This is a genomic window from Syntrophorhabdaceae bacterium (genome assembly GCA_035541755.1).
Taxonomy (GTDB): domain Bacteria; phylum Desulfobacterota; class Syntrophorhabdia; order Syntrophorhabdales; family Syntrophorhabdaceae; genus PNOF01.
Map to the genome: position 1 here is coordinate 1 of DATKMQ010000094.1, position 17,925 is coordinate 17,925.

Consider the following 17,925-nt stretch of genomic DNA (forward strand, 5'->3'; position numbering starts at 1 on the left):
GAAAGCAGTACGGAGAGCTCAGTAGTGAAGGTAAGAAGATCACCTTTTGACCGCCTGAACCCGATCCTCGCCTTGAGGCCACCTTCTTCCGGTGCAACGATCTTAAGCGGGATGACACCCGTGTTCTTGATCCGCTCTATGGCAACCTTTTCATCGGTGGCCTCGATGACCCCTTCGATCACCTCGCCTTCCATAGTGGTTGCCCGGTAGGAAAAAAGACTCATCAGACCTCCTGCGTAACCCGCAGGACCTCGCTCAGAGTGGTCACCCCTGCCCTCACCTTTGCAACGCCGTCTTCAAGCAGGGTCTTCATACCCCGCTCGCGGGCCACCTGCCTTGTCTGATTCGCATCGGCGTTTTTCAGGATCATCTTCCGTATCTCGTCATCCACCACAAGGAGTTCGAAGATGCCTTGCCTGCCATAGTATCCGGTAAAGGCGCACGTCTCGCACCCCCTGCCCTTAAATAGCGGCGTATTCGCAGAAAGACCGAGCATGTCGAGCTCGTTGCGATCCACCTTTGACGTGTCCTGTTCCCTGCAGTCGGGACAGATGAACCGCACGAGTCTTTGGGCGAGAATGCCCCTCACGGTAGACGAGAGAAGAAAGTTTTCCACGCCCATATCAAGAAGCCTTGTAATGGCGCTCGGCGCGTCGTTCGTGTGGAGAGTCGAGAATACGAGGTGACCCGTCAACGCCGACTGGATTGCGATCTCAGCAGTGGCAAGGTCCCTGATTTCACCGATCATAATGATATCAGGGTCCTGCCTCACGATGTGCCTCAACGTATTGGAGAAATCGAGCCCTATCTGGGATTTTACCTGAATCTGGTTGATCCCCTTGAGTTGATACTCCACGGGGTCCTCAACAGTGATGATCTTCTTGTCAGGCGCATTGATCTTATCGAGAGCTCCATAGAGGGTCGTGGTCTTGCCACTCCCCGTGGGACCCGTCACGAGAACGATGCCGTTCGGTTTCTTGATGAGTTGATCGAAGGCGTGCCGTGTATCGGGCGCAAAACCGAGCACATCAAGGTTTATGATGATGCTCTCTTTGTCGAGAAGCCTCATGACCACGCTTTCTCCATGGAGTATCGGTATGGTCGAAACCCTGAGGTCAATCTCTTTGTCTCCCACTTTCAGCCGTATGCGTCCGTCCTGAGGCAGTCTGCGCTCGGCTATGTTCAGCTTGGCCATGATCTTGATGCGAGAGACCACGGCGGCCTGAAGCCTCTTGGGGGCCGACTCGATGTCGTGAAGCACACCATCAATCCGGTATCGCACTTTCAGTTCATCCTCGAAGGGTTCTATGTGGATGTCACTCGCCCGGCTTTCAAGGGCCCGGGAGATAAACAGGTTGACAAGCTTAATGATAGGCGCCTCTGAAGCAAGGTCCTTCAGATGGCCCACATCCTCTTCTTCCTCTATGTACTCAAAACCCTGCTCCTGGTCGATGTCCTCGATAATCTTGTTCATGTTCTGGGCGGCCTGTCCGTAGAACCTCGATATGTACTCATCGATGGCTTCCTGGTCGCCGCTGTAGACAACCACATCCGCTGCCGAGGCCACTTTCAACGCGTCGATAACGCTTCTGTCGCCCGGGTTTGCGAGTATCACCCTCAACACATTGTTCTTGAACTCCATGGGGATGATCTTGTTCTCCCGGATAAAACGGGAAGAGATGCTGTCCATCACCAGAGGAACCTTTGGAAAATCTTCCGCCTTCACGTGCACAACTTCATCCATGCTCATCCATCCAACCTTTGGGTTATCTTATCGTGCTTTTTATTATAACTCAACAGGCAGGCGTGGTCAAAACGAGGTCGAACCGAGATCTTTACAACACACAATGATAACCGGTAGAAAGAGACGCGTATTCCGTAATTTATTGTCATACATTATCTTGGGGGAATAGAACATCTTGTTTAGCAATACTCGATTCTTGTTAAGCAAGACAAAAACGAAACCATTTTTGGCCAAATATCCCTATGCAACTTTTCACAACTCTTTACAAATCTTAACTAACTACTCGATGATAGATGCGTTTCTGTGGCAAACCATATGACGCAGGGGACTGTGGCACGGTTTGTGATATGGAAAAACATGTCCACATGAGAAGCGTACACCTTGCGAATCTGAGATCACAGGGAATAACGAAAAAAAGGGGGTGATGAATACGCGTTTGAACGGCGCCTGTGTCTCACACGTGAGACGCAATATTCTTCACAAGCTCCATATCGGTTGATTGTCGTTCTGCATTTCACTTAAGTATCATTTCGATTTGTAAGGAGGTAACATCTATGAGAGAAATCAAAAGAAAATTGATGAACAATGGTACCATGATCGGGTTCTTGCTTGCACTCTCGCTTCTACTGTGCGTTAACTCTGCCTTTTCGTTCTCTCAGAGCCCAATCATCAATAAATTCGTGACCACCCTGCCAGGTCTCGGACCGGCAGGCGCCAACAAACTGGTGGCCGATCAGTCAGTCTTCGGCCAGTACCTTCCCCTTGCAACAAAAAAATCAGTGCTCTTCAGAGACGTGATGGTCGACAAATATACTCTCGGGGTGGGAGAGTTTCAGGAAAGGATGCATCCCGACCTGCCATACCTGGCCGGTAAGGGGACACATTTCCTGGGCTACTACGACCTGATCAATCCCGACCATAAGTATCTGGCCGGCGTGATCGTGGCCAAAAGAGGCACACCCGTGATGCTCAGCGTACAGAACAACCTTCCCAACCAGCTTCCGAGCCAGCAGATCATCCCCATAGACCCCCACGGTCTCGGCGGGCGATATGATGACCGTCGGCGATCTGGTGCTTAACCGCGCGGCCACGCATTTACACGGCGGGCTCACTCCGTGGATAAGCGACGGCACGCCCTTCCAGTGGTTTGACCCCAATGGGCTTGTGGGTGAAAGTTTCCGCAATGTGCCGGGGACAACTCCGGCCAAAGGCACCGCCACCTACTACTATCCTATGGACCAGAGCGCGAGACTTCTCTGGTATCACGACCATGCCATGGGGATCACCCGGACCAACGCGTACTCCGGCATTGCCTCTGCCCTGGTCCTCACGGACGATTTCGAGACCTACCTTGTGAACAATAAGCTCGTTCCCGATCTGGTTGGAATTCCTCTGGTTATCCAGGATAAAACCTTTCTCGACCCGGCTAACGACCCTAATTACCCTGTGGTTGGGGCCAAACCAGGTGACCTTTGGTACCCCTGGGATTATGAGGCGAATATCCTTCCGGGAAACATAGTGAACCCCAAAGGCAGGTGGGATTATGGTTTGACAGTCATCCCGCCGTCAACAGGATTAAAGACTCCGCTTCCACCTATTTCCGAGGTGCCTGAATTTTTTGCCGACACGGCCATAGTGAACGGAGCCCCCTACCCGGTGGTCAATGTGACCGGGGGGACATTCCGGTTCCGCATGCTTAATGGATCCCAGGCCCGATTCTGGCACTTAAACCTCTATCTCGAAGATCCCGCCCACCCGGGCGAGGTTCCTTATACCATGGATCCGGTTACCTTGAAGCCGGTACTTAACTCTACGCCTGGCCCGACAATGTACCAGATCGCCACTGAGGGAGGTTTCTTGCCCGACGTAGCGCCACACGACAACACCACACCTATTCCGCTCGACCTGGTGGCGGACCCGACAGGAAATACAGCAATACCTACCGGGCCCTTTAACCTCTTGCTTGCCCCGGCGGAACGGGCCGACGTCCTTATCGACTTTACCGGCCTGCAGGGGAAGAGCTTCATTCTCTATAGTGACTCACCCGCGCCTTTCCCTATGGGTGATTCCCGTAACGACTATTACACCGGTGATCCGGATCAAACTGCGTTCGGAGGCGCCCTTCCCACGGCAGCAACCAAGGGCCCCAATACGCGAACCGTCCTGAAGATAGTCGTGGGGAACGGGACTAACGGAATTTCGCTCAACGACATTCTCCCGGACGGTCATACGAGGCTCGCCGACCTTTCCGCTGCATTGAAGAAAAACTTCAAGGGTGGTAATCCGGTGCCAGCCCAGCAGCCTCCGCTTCTTTACCAGGGCGCCGATGCCGCAACTCCGGGTCCACTGCCCTACACGGGCGTGGTCAACCGCACGCTCACCCTCAATGAGGATTTCGACGAATATGGACGCCTGATCCAAACCCTGGGCACCTTCGCCCAGCAGGGCAATAATAACCAGAACCTTCCTACCTGGGGAATCCCCTATATGTCAGCCGCAACTGAGACCCCTGCTGTAGGAACTACCGAGGTCTGGCAGATCGCCAACCTCACAGCAGACGTCCATCCCATCCACATCCACCTCGTAAATTTCCAGCTTATCCAGCGGCAGAATTTCATCGGTGATCCTACCACAGGCATCATGTTAGACCCACTGTCAATCACAGGGCCCGATGCCGACGAGATTGGCTGGAAAGAGACCCTTCGGATGAACCCGGGTCAGATCACCACAATAATCATGAAGTTCGACCTGCCGAAGGTACCTTTCACGGTGGCGCCGAGCATAAGAAACGGGGTGAATGGCAACGAATACGTGTGGCACTGCCATATTCTCGAGCACGAAGAACATGATATGATGCGTCCTCTGGTCGTGACAGGTCCTCCGCCTCTGGCTGCCTTCCCGGTTACCCAGACAGCAGGCAAGGTTTTGGGCGTAGACTATTCGATCTACAACGGCGTGCCCCCTTACACGATTACTTCCGACAGTAAGTTGTTCCCGCCGATCCCTTCAAAAATAGGCTTTAGCGGCGGTCAGTTCTTTGTACCCACAGTCCAGTCTCTCATCCTCAAAAACCCGAGCACCGTACATTTTACCATCACCGATAGCGCGGGTAAAAAGGAGGTTGTCACTCTGAACCTTACATACTAAGGCATATAAGCACGCGCGGAATTTCGTGATGCCCCGGTTAAGGTCCCATCCTTAACCGGGGCATCATCTTCTTAACCGCATATTCTAACGGTTGATTGTTCTATTGTTCTTAAGGCCCTTCCCGAGTATAATGCTAAAGAGCCAGAGGGAGGTATGATGGAACTCAACAAGCTTGCCGGCAAAATAGCCCCCAGGGAAATGCTTGCCAACATACCGAGACTGATCACCGCCTACTACACTGAGACCCCTGATGTATCGATCAAGGGTCAGGCAGTGGCATTCGGCACGTCCGGCCATCGAGGCTCTTCTCTTAATGACAGCTTCAATGAAGCCCACATCCTGGCCATCACCCAGGCCATTTGCGACTACAGGGTAAGCGAGAAGATCGATGGCCCGCTTTTTTTAGGCATCGATACCCATGCCCTCTCGGAACCGAGCCTAATCACCGCCATAGAGGTACTCGCGGCAAACGGTGTTACCGTTATGGTTGAAAAGGATCGGGGCTATACACCGACCCCGGTAATATCGCATGCAATCCTGACGTACAACAGGACAAAGACATCCGGCCCGGCTCATGGCATAGTGATTACCCCGTCCCATAACCCCCCCGAAGATGGAGGGTTCAAGTATAACCCGCCTCACGGCGGACCTGCCGATACGGTTGTCACTAAATGGATCGAACAGAGGGCAAACGCACTGCTCAGGACGGGTAACAGAGAGGTAAAAAGACTTGACTACCGGCGGGCCCTTTCAGGCGGTAACGTGCACGAAATCGATTATGTGAGTCCTTACGTAAATGATCTCAAGAACATCATCGACATGGAGGCCATCGCATCGTCCGGACTCATGATCGGAGTCGATCCCATGGGCGGCGCCTCGCTTGCCTATTGGCTCCCTATAGCCGAGACTTACGGACTCAACATCGATGTGGTAAACCCCCTCATCGATCCGACATTCGGTTTTATGACCGTAGATAAAGACGGCAAGATCAGGATGGACTGCTCCTCTCCGTACGCCATGGCCCGCCTTGTGAGCCTTAAAGATAAATATGACATAGCCTTCGGCAACGATCCGGACGCGGACCGCCACGGTGTCGTCACAAAAACCGCCGGTCTTCTCAACCCGAACCAGTACCTCGCCGCGGCTGTCTGGTATTTATTTCAGCACAGACCCCGCTGGCGGCCCGATGCCGCTGTCGGCAAAACCCTGGTAAGTAGCTCCATGATCGATAAGGTGGCCGCTCATCTCGGTAGGAAACTCTCCGAAGTACCCGTAGGATTTAAGTGGTTCGTAGACGGACTCATTGACGGGAGCTATGGGTTCTCCGGCGAGGAAAGCGCGGGCGCATCATTTCTCCGTAAAGACGGCGCCGTGTGGACTACGGATAAAGACGGTATCATCATGAACCTTCTTGCAGCAGAAATAACGGCGACCTCAAAAGAAGACCCGGCAGTTCTCTACGCAAAGCTCGAGGGGATGTTCGGAAGTCCCATCTACGAGAGGATTGATGCCCCGGCTACAGGGGACGAGAAAGTTCTCCTCGAAAAACTCTCCCCGGACGACGTGACCGCCTCGACCCTAGCGGGGGAAGAGGTCACCGGCAAACTCACAAATGCCCCGGGGAATGGTGCACCTATCGGAGGTTTGAAAGTAACAACCAGGAATGGGTGGTTCGCCGCCCGGCCTTCAGGCACGGAAAACGTTTACAAGATATATGCGGAGAGCTTCAAAGGGAGCGACCATCTTCACCGGATACAGGAAGAAGCCGTAGCAATAATAGACAAGGTCTTTAAATCAGCACGCACAGGGTAGACGGCCTTTAGCATTTCTTTGCTCTTTGCCTACTCATCGACATCACAGATTTCCTTGATATGGCTTCTCACGAGCCGCCCGTCTTCGTATACCCGCTCTCTGACCCTGCGACATTTTGTAGCGGCGTCATAGGACAGGGGCTCTTCTCGCACGTAACCCCGGCCATTCTCGGTCCTGTATTCCACGGGTTTCTTGACCGTGGCTGCTTCCCGCGACGCATGGTCTGAAATCTGCCCCAGCGTTCCACCCAGAACCGCACCGAGGGCGCCGCCGATAATCCCGCCTCGCCAGGGATTGTGTGAATCCAAAAGGGCTCCGGCAAGGCCCCCTACCCCGGCCCCCACAGCTCCGCCCTGCACCGTGGGTGTCTGTTCTTGAAATTCAGCACAGGAAGCTACCGTTATGAGTGCGATCACCGAGATCGCTGCGAGCATTTTCAGTTCTTTTCCGTTCATATCCACCTCCAGGCATTCTCGTTAAGGAGAATATATTGCCTTACTCACGGTCTCGCAAGATGTGGCTTCAATGCGGAAAACAAAAATCTGGGGAGATAAGTCAACCTGTATTATCGTAGGACAGACAGTACCCTTTTTTAAGACATCATAAGGGTCGGTGATGCTTTCTCAACAATATATATGTAAGGACAGACCCTTAAATCTCGTGTTTAGGTGGCTCAGTTCTTTCGATCTCGGCGATCTCTTCTTCAATGTCCTTTATCTCAAGTCGCATCCTCGAAATGGCGCTTATTCTGTCTTTGACGAAGGGATCGTCTTTGCCGACCGTCTTTTCTGACGTAAACTGATCGTAGACATATTCGCCTATCTCACCGTGCATCTTCTGCATATTTCTCTGTATGCGCGCAATATCGAGATATCTCTTCTTGCCGATGATTGCCTGCTTCTCCACACTGAAAGCAATATCCTGAGCGGTCTCTTTCAGAGTCTTAAGCCCTGCCTCTGTCCTCTTTCTCAGATCGTCTATAATTGCCATTTCTCCTCCGTTCAAGTCTTGGTCGCTTCTAATATATGAAGAAACCGACGGTTTTTCAAGTAACAACTTCGCATAATGGATTGAAATTGCTGGATTCCTATGATAAATTAGGGGTTGGCAAAGCTCATATGAATATCCGTGAACGTCTCGAACAAAAGGAAGAGAAGATGCTCTCCCCTTTCGCCCAAAAAAGCAGGGAAACAAGGGGGAGGTTACAGGCAGAGCTCGAATGCGACATACGTCCGGCATTCCAGCATGACAGAGACCGTATTACACACAGCAAATCGTTCAGGAGGCTTAAGGCAAAAACACAAGTATTTCTGTCGCCGGCCGGAGATCACTATAGAACCAGGCTCACCCATACGCTCGAAGTTTCGCAGATCGCACGGACTATCGCGCGGGCCCTCTCTCTCAATGAAGACCTCACCGAGGCGATAGCGCTCGGTCATGACCTGGGGCATACACCCTTTGGTCATTCAGGAGAGGACGTGCTCAATAGGATTCATACCGGCGGGTTCAGGCACTACGAACAGAGCTTAAGGGTCGTCGATACCCTGGAGAAGGACGGCAAGGGCTTGAACCTCACCATGGAGGTGCGCGATGGGATCGTCAAACACTCAAAAGGAAAAGGTGAAATTATCTTGAGGGATGACGACGACAAGCCCCTCACAAAAGAAGCGGAGGTGGTACGGATCGCCGACGTGATAGCCTACCTGAACCACGATATAGATGACGCAATTCGGGGAAATGTGATCCGCGAAGATGATCTACCCGGCACCATCAGGGATTACCTCGGGTATACGGTCTCCGACCGGATAGATACTATGATTCGTGGCGTCATCGCAAAGTCCACTGGGAGTCAAAACCTGGCCCTCGAATTCGGCCAGGAACTCGAAGGCTACATCGTCCTGCTCAGGAATTTTCTCTATGAGCGGGTCTATGATAGCGCCGTAGTCCACGCCGATTTTATCAAATGCTCAAGGATCATAGAAGATCTTTACGGCTATTTCGTGAAGCACCACGACGCCTTTCTTCGTGAAACCGAGCGTGAGGACTTTTACGACAAGCCCGCCACATGCATCTGCGATTTCATCGCGGGCATGACGGACAGATACGCATTCAACCTTTTTGAAAAAATCTTTCTTCCCCTGCCCTGGAACATACCGGTATAAGGTCGTGCGAAAGACGGGGGCGCTGTGGAAGACTGAAAAACAACGCATTCACATAAGACTGGAGAAATCACGCTATGGAAAAGGTTTACGATCCTCAGACAATAGAAAAAAAATGGTACGCGCACTGGATTGAAAAGGGATATTTCACCGCCGGTCGCACTCCCTCCGCTCCTTATTTTTCTATGGTGATCCCGCCGCCCAACGTAACGGGGTCACTCCACATGGGTCACGCCTTGAACAACACACTTCAGGACATCGTCACGCGTTTTCACAGGATGTCCGGTTTCGATACGCTTTGGCTCCCCGGTATGGACCACGCGGGCATCGCCACGCAGAACGTGGTGGAACGGGAGCTTGCAAAAGAAGGGCTTGACAGAGACCATCTCGGCAGAGAAAAGTTTATCGAGCGGGTCTGGCAATGGAAAGAGCACTCCGGCGGCACCATCATCGAACAGTTAAAGAGGCTCGGCTCATCCTGCGATTGGACGCGTGAGCGTTTCACCATGGACGAAGGCCTCTCACGGGCCGTCCGTGAAGTCTTCGTGAGGCTCTATCGTGAAGGCCTTATCTACCGTGACAACTACATCATCAACTGGTGTCCGCGGTGCAAGACAGCACTTTCGGACCTCGAAGCAGAGCACGAAGAGACAAAGGGATTCCTCTACTACATTCACTACCCCCTCACAAAAGGCGGGGGCTATCTGACGGTCGCCACCACACGCCCTGAAACAATGCTGGGCGATACGGCTGTGGCCGTTAACCCCGAAGATCCGCGTTATGGCAGCTACGTCGGGGAGTACGTGACCCTTCCTCTCGTGGGAAAGAAGATCCCCGTCATCGGGGACAGCTATGTGGACATGGAATTCGGCACGGGGGCGCTAAAAGTAACACCGGCGCATGATCTCAACGACTTTGAGATCATGAAGCGGCACAATCTCGAATTGGTGAGAGTCATCGACGATCACGGAAGGATGAATGAGAACGCGATCCACTATAAGGGCATGGACAGATTTGAGTGCCGCGAGAAGATCGTGGAAGAACTGAAAGAAAAAGGATTTCTGGAAAAGATAGAGCCCTACGGCATGGGCGTGGGTAAATGTTACCGCTGCAAAACCGTGGTGGAACCTGCCTTGTCTCTCCAGTGGTTCCTCAAGATGAAACCCCTGGCCGAGCCTGCTATTGAGGCAGTCCGGGACCACAGAGTACGCATCATTCCCGAAATGTGGGAGAAGGTTTATTTTGAATGGATGGAGAATATCAAGGACTGGTGTATCTCGCGACAAATCTGGTGGGGACACCGGATTCCCGTATGGTACTGTGATAGCTGCAACGAAACGATCGTTTCCGTGGACACACCTCATGCCTGCGCGAAGTGCCAGGGGGAACTCCGTCAGGAATCCGATGTGCTCGATACGTGGTTCTCATCGGGGCTCTGGCCCTTTACCACACTCGGATGGCCGGACAATACGAACGATCTCAAAAGATTCTATCCCACGTCGCTCCTCGTCACGGGCTTCGATATCCTCTTCTTCTGGGTTGCGCGAATGATCATGATGGGTCTTAAGTTCATGAACGATGTGCCATTCAGAGACGTATACATCCACGCCCTGGTGCGTGATGCCGAAGGCAAGAAGATGAGCAAATCCAAGGGCAATGTCATCGATCCGCTCGTGATCATCGACCAGTACGGTACTGACGCCTTCCGGTTCACCCTCACTATGCTTGCCGCCCAGGGACGCGATGTGCTTCTGTCCGAGGAGAGGATTGAAGGCTCACGAAACTTCGTCAACAAAGTCTGGAACGCGTCCAAGCTCTCCCTCATGCTCACGGGTGAGGTAAAACCCGCTGCATCAGATGGGAGGTCATCATTCTTACCTGACAGATGGATTCGCTCACGCATGCAGAGGATCATCGATGATGTCACGCGGAGCATTCGGGAGTATCGTTTCAATGACGCCGCAAACAGCCTCTATACGTTTGTCTGGCACGAATTCTGTGACTGGTACCTGGAGCTCATCAAACCGAATCTCTATGAAAAAGTAACCTCCTTCGACAATGAAGCTACGCGCGCCACTTTATACCAAACGCTCGCAGACATCCTAAAGCTTCTCCATCCCATTATGCCCTTTGTCACCGAAGAGATTTATCAGAGGCTGCCGGGGCATGACGCGGAAAGTATTATGATCTCGCCCTTTCCTCACGTCAAAGACTCAGAGATTGACGAGGGGAGTGAAGCCGCTATGGAAACGATCATGGGTGTCGTCGATGTGATCCGCAATATCAGGGGCGAGACGGGCATCGCTCCGAATGTGAGGGTGGACGCCGTCATCAGGACCAACGGACAGAGAGCACTTCTCAAATCCTACGAATACTACATCAAGGAGCTGGCAAAGGTGGACGGACTCGCGTTCACTGACGGGCAGGCGCCCGAACATGCGGCCGTGGGTGTGTATAAAGGGATCGAAGTCTTCGTTCCTCTGAAGGACCTGATCGATGTAGGAAAGGAACTGGGAAGGATTGACAAAGAGATATTGAAAATTGATGAAGAGAGCGACAAGATCGTGAAAAAACTTTCTAACGAATCATTCCGGGAAAAAGCCCCTGCAGAGGTGATCGAGAAGAACAGGTCTCACTTTGAAGAACTCTCGGCCAAGAAGGAAAAACTTCTCGCAAGCAAAAAACTTCTGGAGGGCATTTCGGGGCAGTAGATGGCGCTCAACTTTTCACTCATTGAAACCTTCATAACGGATCGCCGCGAAAGAATGGGCGACAAAACGCTCATGCGTCATGAGCGTTATCGGATGCTGTCCGAGCTCGCTCGCAAGCTTCAGTCCACACTCAGGAACTTCGAGATTTTCGACTCTGAATTCGCCTCCATAGTGGTAGATGCTATCGAAAGGGCCACCGATACAAGTGAGCTCAACACATGTCACAAACTTGCTCTCGCCAAGATAAAGGCCTTTTTCAACGAAGAAGAGACGATTATCGATGTCCATGACCTCCTCCGCATTGTACGAGACAGATTGACGATCAAGGTATTAGAACTGGCAGAAAACGAGATGGTGCGTGAGGGCTATGGGACGGCCCCTGCACGGTATCTCTGGGCCGGGCTCGGTAGCGAAGGTCGGGATGAGCAAACGATCGTGACTGACCAGGATAACCTCATCATCTACAGCGATAAAGACGGAGAGTTCGCAAAGAAAGAACTGCGAGACGCCTGCTATGAATACCTGAAGAACAAAAACAGTAAAGTCTCCCGCAACAAGCTGACCTTCAGGGAGTGTCTCGCTTGCTGGTTCGAGGTCTTCAGTGTGAAGGCTTCCGACATGCTTCATGCCGTTGGATTTGAGCGGTGCAAAGGCGGGGTAATGGCTGCTAACGACAAATGGCGGGGTTCGCTCGCGGATTGGAAAGAGCGGGTTGAAGCGCGCATGACTTATGAACAGGGGGTACTCGATCCTCTCGATCTCATCATCCTCACAGATGCCCGTGCTATTCACGGTGACGCCGCGTTACTCGACGAGTTCCTGCAGCACTTCTTTGCGATGCTTTCGGAGAATAAACGCGTTATGAAGGAGTTCATTCAATCGGCCGTTGTGATGCCGAGTGCGCTCAGCTTCTTCGGAAATTTCAAGGTAGAGAAAGAGGGGGAGCACAAAGGGAAGTTTAATATGAAGCTCTTCGGGTGGGCACCGCTCATCCTTTCGGTGCGCATGACCTCTCTGGCAAACGGTATCTATGAAAAGAACACGATCAAGAGGATTAAACTATTAAGACGGCAACGCGTCATTAAAAAAGATATGGAAAAGGACCTTATAGACGCGTATTGTATATTTGTGCGATTCAGACTTATGAACCAGATCGGCGCGGGTGATGCAAACGTGCAGGACGCCCACTATCTCAGGCCCGACATGTTGGGCCAGGGCGAACAGGAGAAGCTTCGCAAGGCCATGAAGACCGTGGAGTCTTTCCAGAAGTACATGCAGGAAACGCTTCTGTTCGGACAGGCCTTCTAAGGAGGTAATCATGAAAGTTGTGGAACTGATGAACAAGAACGTTGTGACCTGCCATCCTTCGGAAAAACTCCATGTCATCCTCAACAAGTTTGAGCTCTTCAAGATTGCCGGCATACCTGTCGTTGACAAGGGCAAGCTCGTGGGGATCATCTGCCAGAGTGATATCTTGAAAGGGCTCAAGAAAGGCGCCCTTCAGGATCTCGCGGTCCGCGACGTCATGGTAACGGACGTGATCACGGCGCCTTCAACGGAATCTGCCGTTGCCGTCGCTAAGATCATGGTCGACAAAGAGGTAAACAGGGTGCCGATCATAGACAACGGGAAACTCGTGGGCATCGTGACCAGAGGAGATATCATCAAGGCAGTGGCCGAATGCGGCTGAGGTCTTGGACTAATCCAGACATGACAGAACCACGAATACGAAACCAAGAAATCAGAGGACCGTATGAAGATAACTAAAGAAACTGTGGAGTATGTGGCGCATCTCGGAAGACTTGAACTTGCGCCTTCCGAGATAGAACTTTACACGCAGCAGATAAACGATATCCTCGACCACATGGATTCGCTCAGCGCCCTCGATACGGAAGGCATAGAACCGACGAGTCACGCAGTTCCCGTGGAATGCGTGTTGAGAGACGACTCGGTGAGGCCGTCATTCAGTGTGGATGACTCGCTTAAGAACGCACCGGAAAGAACGGGATCGTTCTTCAAGGTGCCGCCGATCATTGAGGTAGAAGATTAGACAAGAAACGAACGTCGCATTCAAAACCTTCGTGAGGAGACAGGGTGAAAAACATTCTTGATATGACCATCACTCAATTGAGAGAGCTTCTAAAGAAGAAAGAAACGACCTCTCAAGAACTGGCCACATTTTATCTCGATCGCATCAGAAGATTCGATTGGGAGTTGCAATCCTATTTGCGAATCACCGAGGAGTATGCCATGGTTACGGCGCGCGAGGCCGATGCGAAGATTGCAGAGGGTAAAGATGCGCCGCTTCTCGGCATCCCCTTCGGTATGAAGGACATTCTCTGCACCAAAGGAGTAGAGACCACCTGCGCGTCAAAGATCCTCAAAGGCTTTGTTCCACCCTACGATGCCACGGTGATCCGGAAACTGAACGAGGCGGGCTACGTGCATCTCGGCAGGCTCAACATGGACGAGTTCGCCATGGGATCATCCACCGAGAACTCGGCCTTTCAGACAACGAAGAACCCCTGGGATGTGAGCCGCATTCCCGGCGGTTCAAGCGGCGGTTCGGCCGCTGCGGTGGCTGCCGGCCTCTGTGCGGCCGCCCTCGGGACAGATACGGGCGGGTCGATCAGGCAGCCGGCGAGTCTCTGCGGGGTGGTTGGCATGAAACCGACCTACGGCAGGGTATCGCGCTTCGGTCTCATCGCCTTCGCATCCTCCCTGGACCAGATCGGTCCGATTTCCCGCAACGTGTCCGACTGTGCGGCAGTGCTCAACGTGATTGCGGGATATGATAGAATGGATTCGACATCCATACCTCAGCCGCCGGTCGATTACGCTCAGGACCTCGGTCGGGATATCAAAGGGCTGAAGATAGGCATCCCCAAGGAATATTTCATTGAAGGCATAGAGCCCGATGTGAAGAAGGCTACAGCAGAATCGGTGGCGCTCTTCGAGAAACAGGGCGCCATTCCGGTTGAGATAACGCTGCCTCACACGGAGTATGCCGTTGCCGTGTACTACATCATCTGCACGGCCGAAGCCTCCTCCAACCTTGCGCGCTACGACGGCGTGAAGTACGGCTTGAGAGAGCCCGGTAAGGACATCATCGACATGTACAAGAATACGCGGCTCAAAGGTTTCGGCAAGGAAGTGAAGCGGCGGATTATCTTAGGGACCTATGTGCTCTCCTCCGGGTACTATGACGCGTATTACCGGAAAGCGAGCAAGGTCCGGACGCTCGTGAGAAGGGACTTCGATGAGGCCTTCAAAAAGTGCGATATAATTGTCACACCCGTATCTCCCACCACGGCATTCAAGGCCGGCGAAAGACTTGAGGACCCGCTCACCATGTACCTGTCGGATATCTTCACCATCCCCGTCAACCTGGCCGGTTTACCTGGCATGTCTCTTCCCTGTGGGTTCGACCAAAAAGGCCTTCCCATAGGCCTTCAGATCATCGGCCAGCCCTTAGATGAAGCCAGGATGCTACGGGCGGCCTATGTCTTTGAAACCGAGCGGAAGATAAAAAAGATGCCCGACAAGTACAGGGAGTAAGAGGAGAGAGCATGACGGAGCGCCTTCCTGAAAAAGTGGCTCCGGCTGAGGGACCACGGCAGATGAGTAGTGAACTAGCACCAGTTAAGTTAGATGCAACCAACGTTCGAAGATTCTTACGCGCGCTCACGGGTATGGGCGTAAATACCTACGTCTTCGATAAGCGGGATGCACCCACGCTCGGCAAACTCCGGAAGGTAGCTCGCCTGTGCACGCGCTGCGACCTTGCCAGGACGAGGAAGACGGTGGTTTTCGGCGAGGGTGATCCAAAGGCCCAGCTTGTCTTCGTGGGCGAGGCGCCGGGAGAAGACGAGGACGCGCAAGGAAGACCCTTTGTGGGCAGAGCGGGAAAACTCCTCGATCAGCTCATCGGCCGCACCGGTTTGAGAAGGAGCCAGGTCTATATCTGTAATGTGCTCAAATGCAGGCCACCGGGCAACCGTGATCCCGAACCCACTGAAATAGAGGCCTGCAAAGAGTATCTTCTGGCCCAGCTTTCGCTCATCAAACCCAGGGTCATCTGCACACTGGGGAGGCACGCCTACAATACGCTTCTCGGAGTTGACGAACGCATCACTCGCGTGCGCGGTGTGCTCACCAAATACCACGGCATCACGCTCTTACCCGCCTATCACCCCTCCTTCCTGCTTCGCAATCAGGGCAAGATCAAAGAGGCGTGGGAGGATATGGAGACACTAAAGAAACTCCTCAGTGCCTGAATATTTGATGAATCCGTTTGATCAAACCGGTTCACCATCAAAAATTAACTTGCTTTTCCACCTCCAGGTTATATTATAATTTCTCAAAGTCCATCGGGCGTGTTATAGCACTATCGTCGTGGGGGATTCGCGTGATACGAGCAGGCGCTTCCGGCAATCATCGACCTACAGGTGTCGTTCAGCCCACGCCTATCGGACCCAGCCGACGCCGCACAGTCGCAGATGATCCGTTTGTCGACTGTAATCGTCGATATCGTCGGATGTAACTCATTATCGGGGGCAACCAATATGGACACTCAGGAAAGATCGAGTCTCGCAGAGCGATATAAAGAACAATCAGACGAAGAAATTAAGGAGTTGCTTGAATCAGGACCTGATAGTTTTGAGAAAGAAGCGTACGAGATTCTCTTAATGGAAGCAAAACGCAGGAGCTTTGATAAAAAGAGTGCCGATGTCACGGAGAACGATATTACGAAGATTGAGAAACCCCTTGAAGAAATGACTCGCGGCGAAATTCTTGAGTTGTTTATGTCTGCCAGGGCCATGAACAAAGATGTGTACAATGCATTATGTGCGGAAGCGCTACGTCGAGACATTTGTCTCGAGGAAATCAATCAGTTTCGTAAAGGCATATCCGAATTACAGAACAGTGAAACCGATAAAGACGACGCGGACACGACTCAGTTTCTCGGTAACCCTTTTCCCTTGATCATTGCCGAGAATGTCGATGAGATTGAGCCTTTTCTTAAAGCGCTCAGTGAGGCCCAAATCTCCTATGACATTCAAATCATGGTTGATGAAAAGGATTACGAGAAAGCCGAAGAAGTAGTAAACGGTCTTAAACCACCGAACGACATAAAAGGGGTGTAGCCATTGCCAGGCCATTCGCCGCAAAGGACGGTTATAACTGACTCTTGTATTCAGTCTGCAGCCTCGCTCAAGACGTACTCTAAAGCCCTTTAAGGGCTTTGAGAATAAACAAAAAGGAGAAATGAAATGACGCTAGAATCGGCTCTTTGGTATTTAGCTGGTTTCATAGTTCTGATGTTTTTTCTTAGTGGATTTTGCTTGATTGGGGCCAACGAAGTGGGCATTCTTGCGAAAAAAATGTTCGGCAGGAAAATGCCTGCAGGACAAATAATCGCTCGTCAGAAAGAAGTAGGGGTGCGGGCCAAGACTTTGATGCCGGGACTCTATTGGAGGTTGCCTATCGTCTGGTCCTTTACCAAGATTCCGGTAGTAACAGTCGATATTGATAGCATCGGCATCGTCGAGTCTATTGACGGCGAACCGTTGCCCAAAGGCAGGGTCTTGGGTGATGAAGTGGAATGCAATCAATTTCAAGACGCAGAAATGTTTTTAGCCAACCATGGGAAGAAGGGGCCGCAGGTGGGAATCCTGCGCCCAGGCACCTATCGTATCAATTCCAAGCTCTTCAATATTACAAAAGCTCCCGCGGTAAAAATAACTGAAAATACCATCGGTATCGCCGTTGCCAAGGACGGCATTCCGCTGCCTCCGGGCTATATCATCGCCCCGAAGGCCCTGAATCCCGATGGTACCGAAGCAGATCACAAATCGTATCAAAACGGGCAGCTCTTCATCGATAGCAAGGGGTACCGCGGACCGCAATTGGATACCCTGCAGCCAGGCATATATTACATCAATCCGAACCTGTTCGATATCAAGGTTGCAGAAGTGGCCGAGGTTCTGCCGGGATATGTTGCGGTTATCCGGTCCAACGTCGGTCTGGAGCTGGAGAGAGAACCCACGGGACCTGCATCGACTACCGGTGAAGGAAAACTCCATGGTCCGATTCACGAAGATGTGGAGAAAATATTGATAACCGAAAAATATACGCGCGGCATCTGGCGGGAACCGGTAGCGCCGGGGAAATACAATCTCAATACGATCGCTTTCACGGCCTATCAAGTACCCACTTCCGCCGTTACCATCGACTGGGCGTCCGAGGGAAGAATCGGCACCGAGGTAAAGGGGATCAAACCAACGGAGGCCAAGGCTGCAGGCGTGCTCTACAGCTTTGACCCTTTGAAGGTAACCTCTAAGGACGGTTT

Annotated in this window: 16 protein-coding genes; 12 read left to right on the forward strand and 4 right to left on the reverse strand. The window is 52.2% G+C overall.

Annotated elements, in window-relative coordinates:
• Both VMT62_09320 and gspE read right to left on the reverse strand, forming a co-directional pair.
• Positions 1-224, reverse strand: a 224-nt coding sequence (locus tag VMT62_09320) for a hypothetical protein (protein HVN96616.1), incomplete at its 3' end; no start/stop codon positions are given.
• Complete coding sequence (gspE, locus tag VMT62_09325) at positions 224-1,744, reverse strand: type II secretion system ATPase GspE (protein HVN96617.1); 1,521 nt, start codon at positions 1,742-1,744, stop codon at positions 224-226. The genes VMT62_09320 and gspE, both read right to left, overlap by 1 nt.
• A gap of 554 nt (positions 1,745-2,298) precedes the next feature.
• Between gspE and VMT62_09330 the strand changes: the two genes are divergently transcribed.
• From VMT62_09330 to pgm, 3 genes are all read left to right on the forward strand, one after another.
• Positions 2,299-2,823 (forward strand): hypothetical protein, encoded by a 525-nt coding sequence (locus VMT62_09330; GenBank protein ID HVN96618.1) that lies wholly within the window; start codon positions 2,299-2,301, stop codon positions 2,821-2,823.
• Positions 2,795-4,891 carry a multicopper oxidase domain-containing protein gene (locus VMT62_09335; GenBank protein ID HVN96619.1) on the forward strand — a complete coding sequence of 699 codons (2,097 nt, stop codon included), beginning with the start codon at positions 2,795-2,797 and terminating at the stop codon, positions 4,889-4,891. The genes VMT62_09330 and VMT62_09335 overlap by 29 nt, the downstream gene beginning before the upstream one ends.
• 153 nt (positions 4,892-5,044) lie before the next feature.
• Positions 5,045-6,703, forward strand: coding sequence for a phosphoglucomutase (alpha-D-glucose-1,6-bisphosphate-dependent) (pgm, locus tag VMT62_09340; GenBank protein ID HVN96620.1), 1,659 nt, complete (start codon positions 5,045-5,047; stop codon positions 6,701-6,703).
• 29 nt (positions 6,704-6,732) lie between these two features.
• Here pgm and VMT62_09345 read toward each other — a convergent pair whose 3' ends face one another.
• Both VMT62_09345 and VMT62_09350 read right to left on the reverse strand, forming a co-directional pair.
• A complete protein-coding gene (locus VMT62_09345) occupies positions 6,733-7,158 on the reverse strand; it encodes a YMGG-like glycine zipper-containing protein (GenBank protein ID HVN96621.1) in 426 nt (141 codons plus the stop codon).
• Positions 7,159-7,354: 196 nt separating this feature from the next.
• Positions 7,355-7,693, reverse strand: coding sequence for a hypothetical protein (locus tag VMT62_09350; protein HVN96622.1), 339 nt, complete (start codon positions 7,691-7,693; stop codon positions 7,355-7,357).
• Positions 7,694-7,821: 128 nt separating this feature from the next.
• Here VMT62_09350 and VMT62_09355 point away from each other — a divergent pair, with 128 nt between their 5' ends.
• From VMT62_09355 to VMT62_09395, 9 genes are all read left to right on the forward strand, one after another.
• Complete coding sequence (locus tag VMT62_09355) at positions 7,822-8,865, forward strand: deoxyguanosinetriphosphate triphosphohydrolase (GenBank protein ID HVN96623.1); 1,044 nt, start codon at positions 7,822-7,824, stop codon at positions 8,863-8,865.
• 74 nt (positions 8,866-8,939) lie between these two features.
• A complete protein-coding gene (locus VMT62_09360; GenBank protein HVN96624.1) occupies positions 8,940-11,573 on the forward strand; it encodes a valine--tRNA ligase in 2,634 nt (877 codons plus the stop codon).
• Complete coding sequence (locus VMT62_09365) at positions 11,574-12,881, forward strand: putative nucleotidyltransferase substrate binding domain-containing protein (GenBank protein HVN96625.1); 1,308 nt, start codon at positions 11,574-11,576, stop codon at positions 12,879-12,881.
• 10 nt (positions 12,882-12,891) lie between these two features.
• On the forward strand, positions 12,892-13,263 hold the full coding sequence (locus tag VMT62_09370; GenBank protein ID HVN96626.1) for a CBS domain-containing protein: 372 nt from the start codon (positions 12,892-12,894) through the stop codon (positions 13,261-13,263).
• Between the two features lie 63 nt (positions 13,264-13,326).
• On the forward strand, positions 13,327-13,623 hold the full coding sequence (gatC, locus tag VMT62_09375; protein HVN96627.1) for an Asp-tRNA(Asn)/Glu-tRNA(Gln) amidotransferase subunit GatC: 297 nt from the start codon (positions 13,327-13,329) through the stop codon (positions 13,621-13,623).
• A gap of 44 nt (positions 13,624-13,667) precedes the next feature.
• Positions 13,668-15,131: an Asp-tRNA(Asn)/Glu-tRNA(Gln) amidotransferase subunit GatA gene (gene gatA / locus VMT62_09380; GenBank protein HVN96628.1), complete on the forward strand. Its 1,464-nt coding sequence runs from the start codon at positions 13,668-13,670 to the stop codon at positions 15,129-15,131.
• 11 nt (positions 15,132-15,142) lie between these two features.
• A complete protein-coding gene (locus VMT62_09385) occupies positions 15,143-15,850 on the forward strand; it encodes a uracil-DNA glycosylase (protein ID HVN96629.1) in 708 nt (235 codons plus the stop codon).
• A 288-nt stretch (positions 15,851-16,138) separates the two neighbouring features.
• On the forward strand, positions 16,139-16,720 hold the full coding sequence (locus VMT62_09390; GenBank protein HVN96630.1) for a hypothetical protein: 582 nt from the start codon (positions 16,139-16,141) through the stop codon (positions 16,718-16,720).
• Positions 16,721-16,846: 126 nt separating this feature from the next.
• Positions 16,847-17,925 (forward strand): hypothetical protein (locus tag VMT62_09395; GenBank protein HVN96631.1); only part of this gene is annotated, 1,079 nt, incomplete at its 3' end.

Coding starts and splice junctions, on each gene's coding strand:
- gspE (HVN96617.1), bottom strand. CDS start 1,744: ATGGATGAAGTTGTGCACGTGAAGGCGGAAGATTTTCCAAAGGTTCCT.
- VMT62_09330 (HVN96618.1), top strand. CDS start 2,299: ATGAGAGAAATCAAAAGAAAATTGATGAACAATGGTACCATGATCGGG.
- VMT62_09335 (HVN96619.1), top strand. CDS start 2,795: ATGATGACCGTCGGCGATCTGGTGCTTAACCGCGCGGCCACGCATTTA.
- pgm (HVN96620.1), top strand. CDS start 5,045: ATGATGGAACTCAACAAGCTTGCCGGCAAAATAGCCCCCAGGGAAATG.
- VMT62_09345 (HVN96621.1), bottom strand. CDS start 7,158: ATGAACGGAAAAGAACTGAAAATGCTCGCAGCGATCTCGGTGATCGCA.
- VMT62_09350 (HVN96622.1), bottom strand. CDS start 7,693: ATGGCAATTATAGACGATCTGAGAAAGAGGACAGAGGCAGGGCTTAAG.
- VMT62_09355 (HVN96623.1), top strand. CDS start 7,822: ATGAATATCCGTGAACGTCTCGAACAAAAGGAAGAGAAGATGCTCTCC.
- VMT62_09360 (HVN96624.1), top strand. CDS start 8,940: ATGGAAAAGGTTTACGATCCTCAGACAATAGAAAAAAAATGGTACGCG.
- VMT62_09365 (HVN96625.1), top strand. CDS start 11,574: ATGGCGCTCAACTTTTCACTCATTGAAACCTTCATAACGGATCGCCGC.
- VMT62_09370 (HVN96626.1), top strand. CDS start 12,892: ATGAAAGTTGTGGAACTGATGAACAAGAACGTTGTGACCTGCCATCCT.
- gatC (HVN96627.1), top strand. CDS start 13,327: ATGAAGATAACTAAAGAAACTGTGGAGTATGTGGCGCATCTCGGAAGA.
- VMT62_09385 (HVN96629.1), top strand. CDS start 15,143: ATGACGGAGCGCCTTCCTGAAAAAGTGGCTCCGGCTGAGGGACCACGG.
- VMT62_09390 (HVN96630.1), top strand. CDS start 16,139: ATGGACACTCAGGAAAGATCGAGTCTCGCAGAGCGATATAAAGAACAA.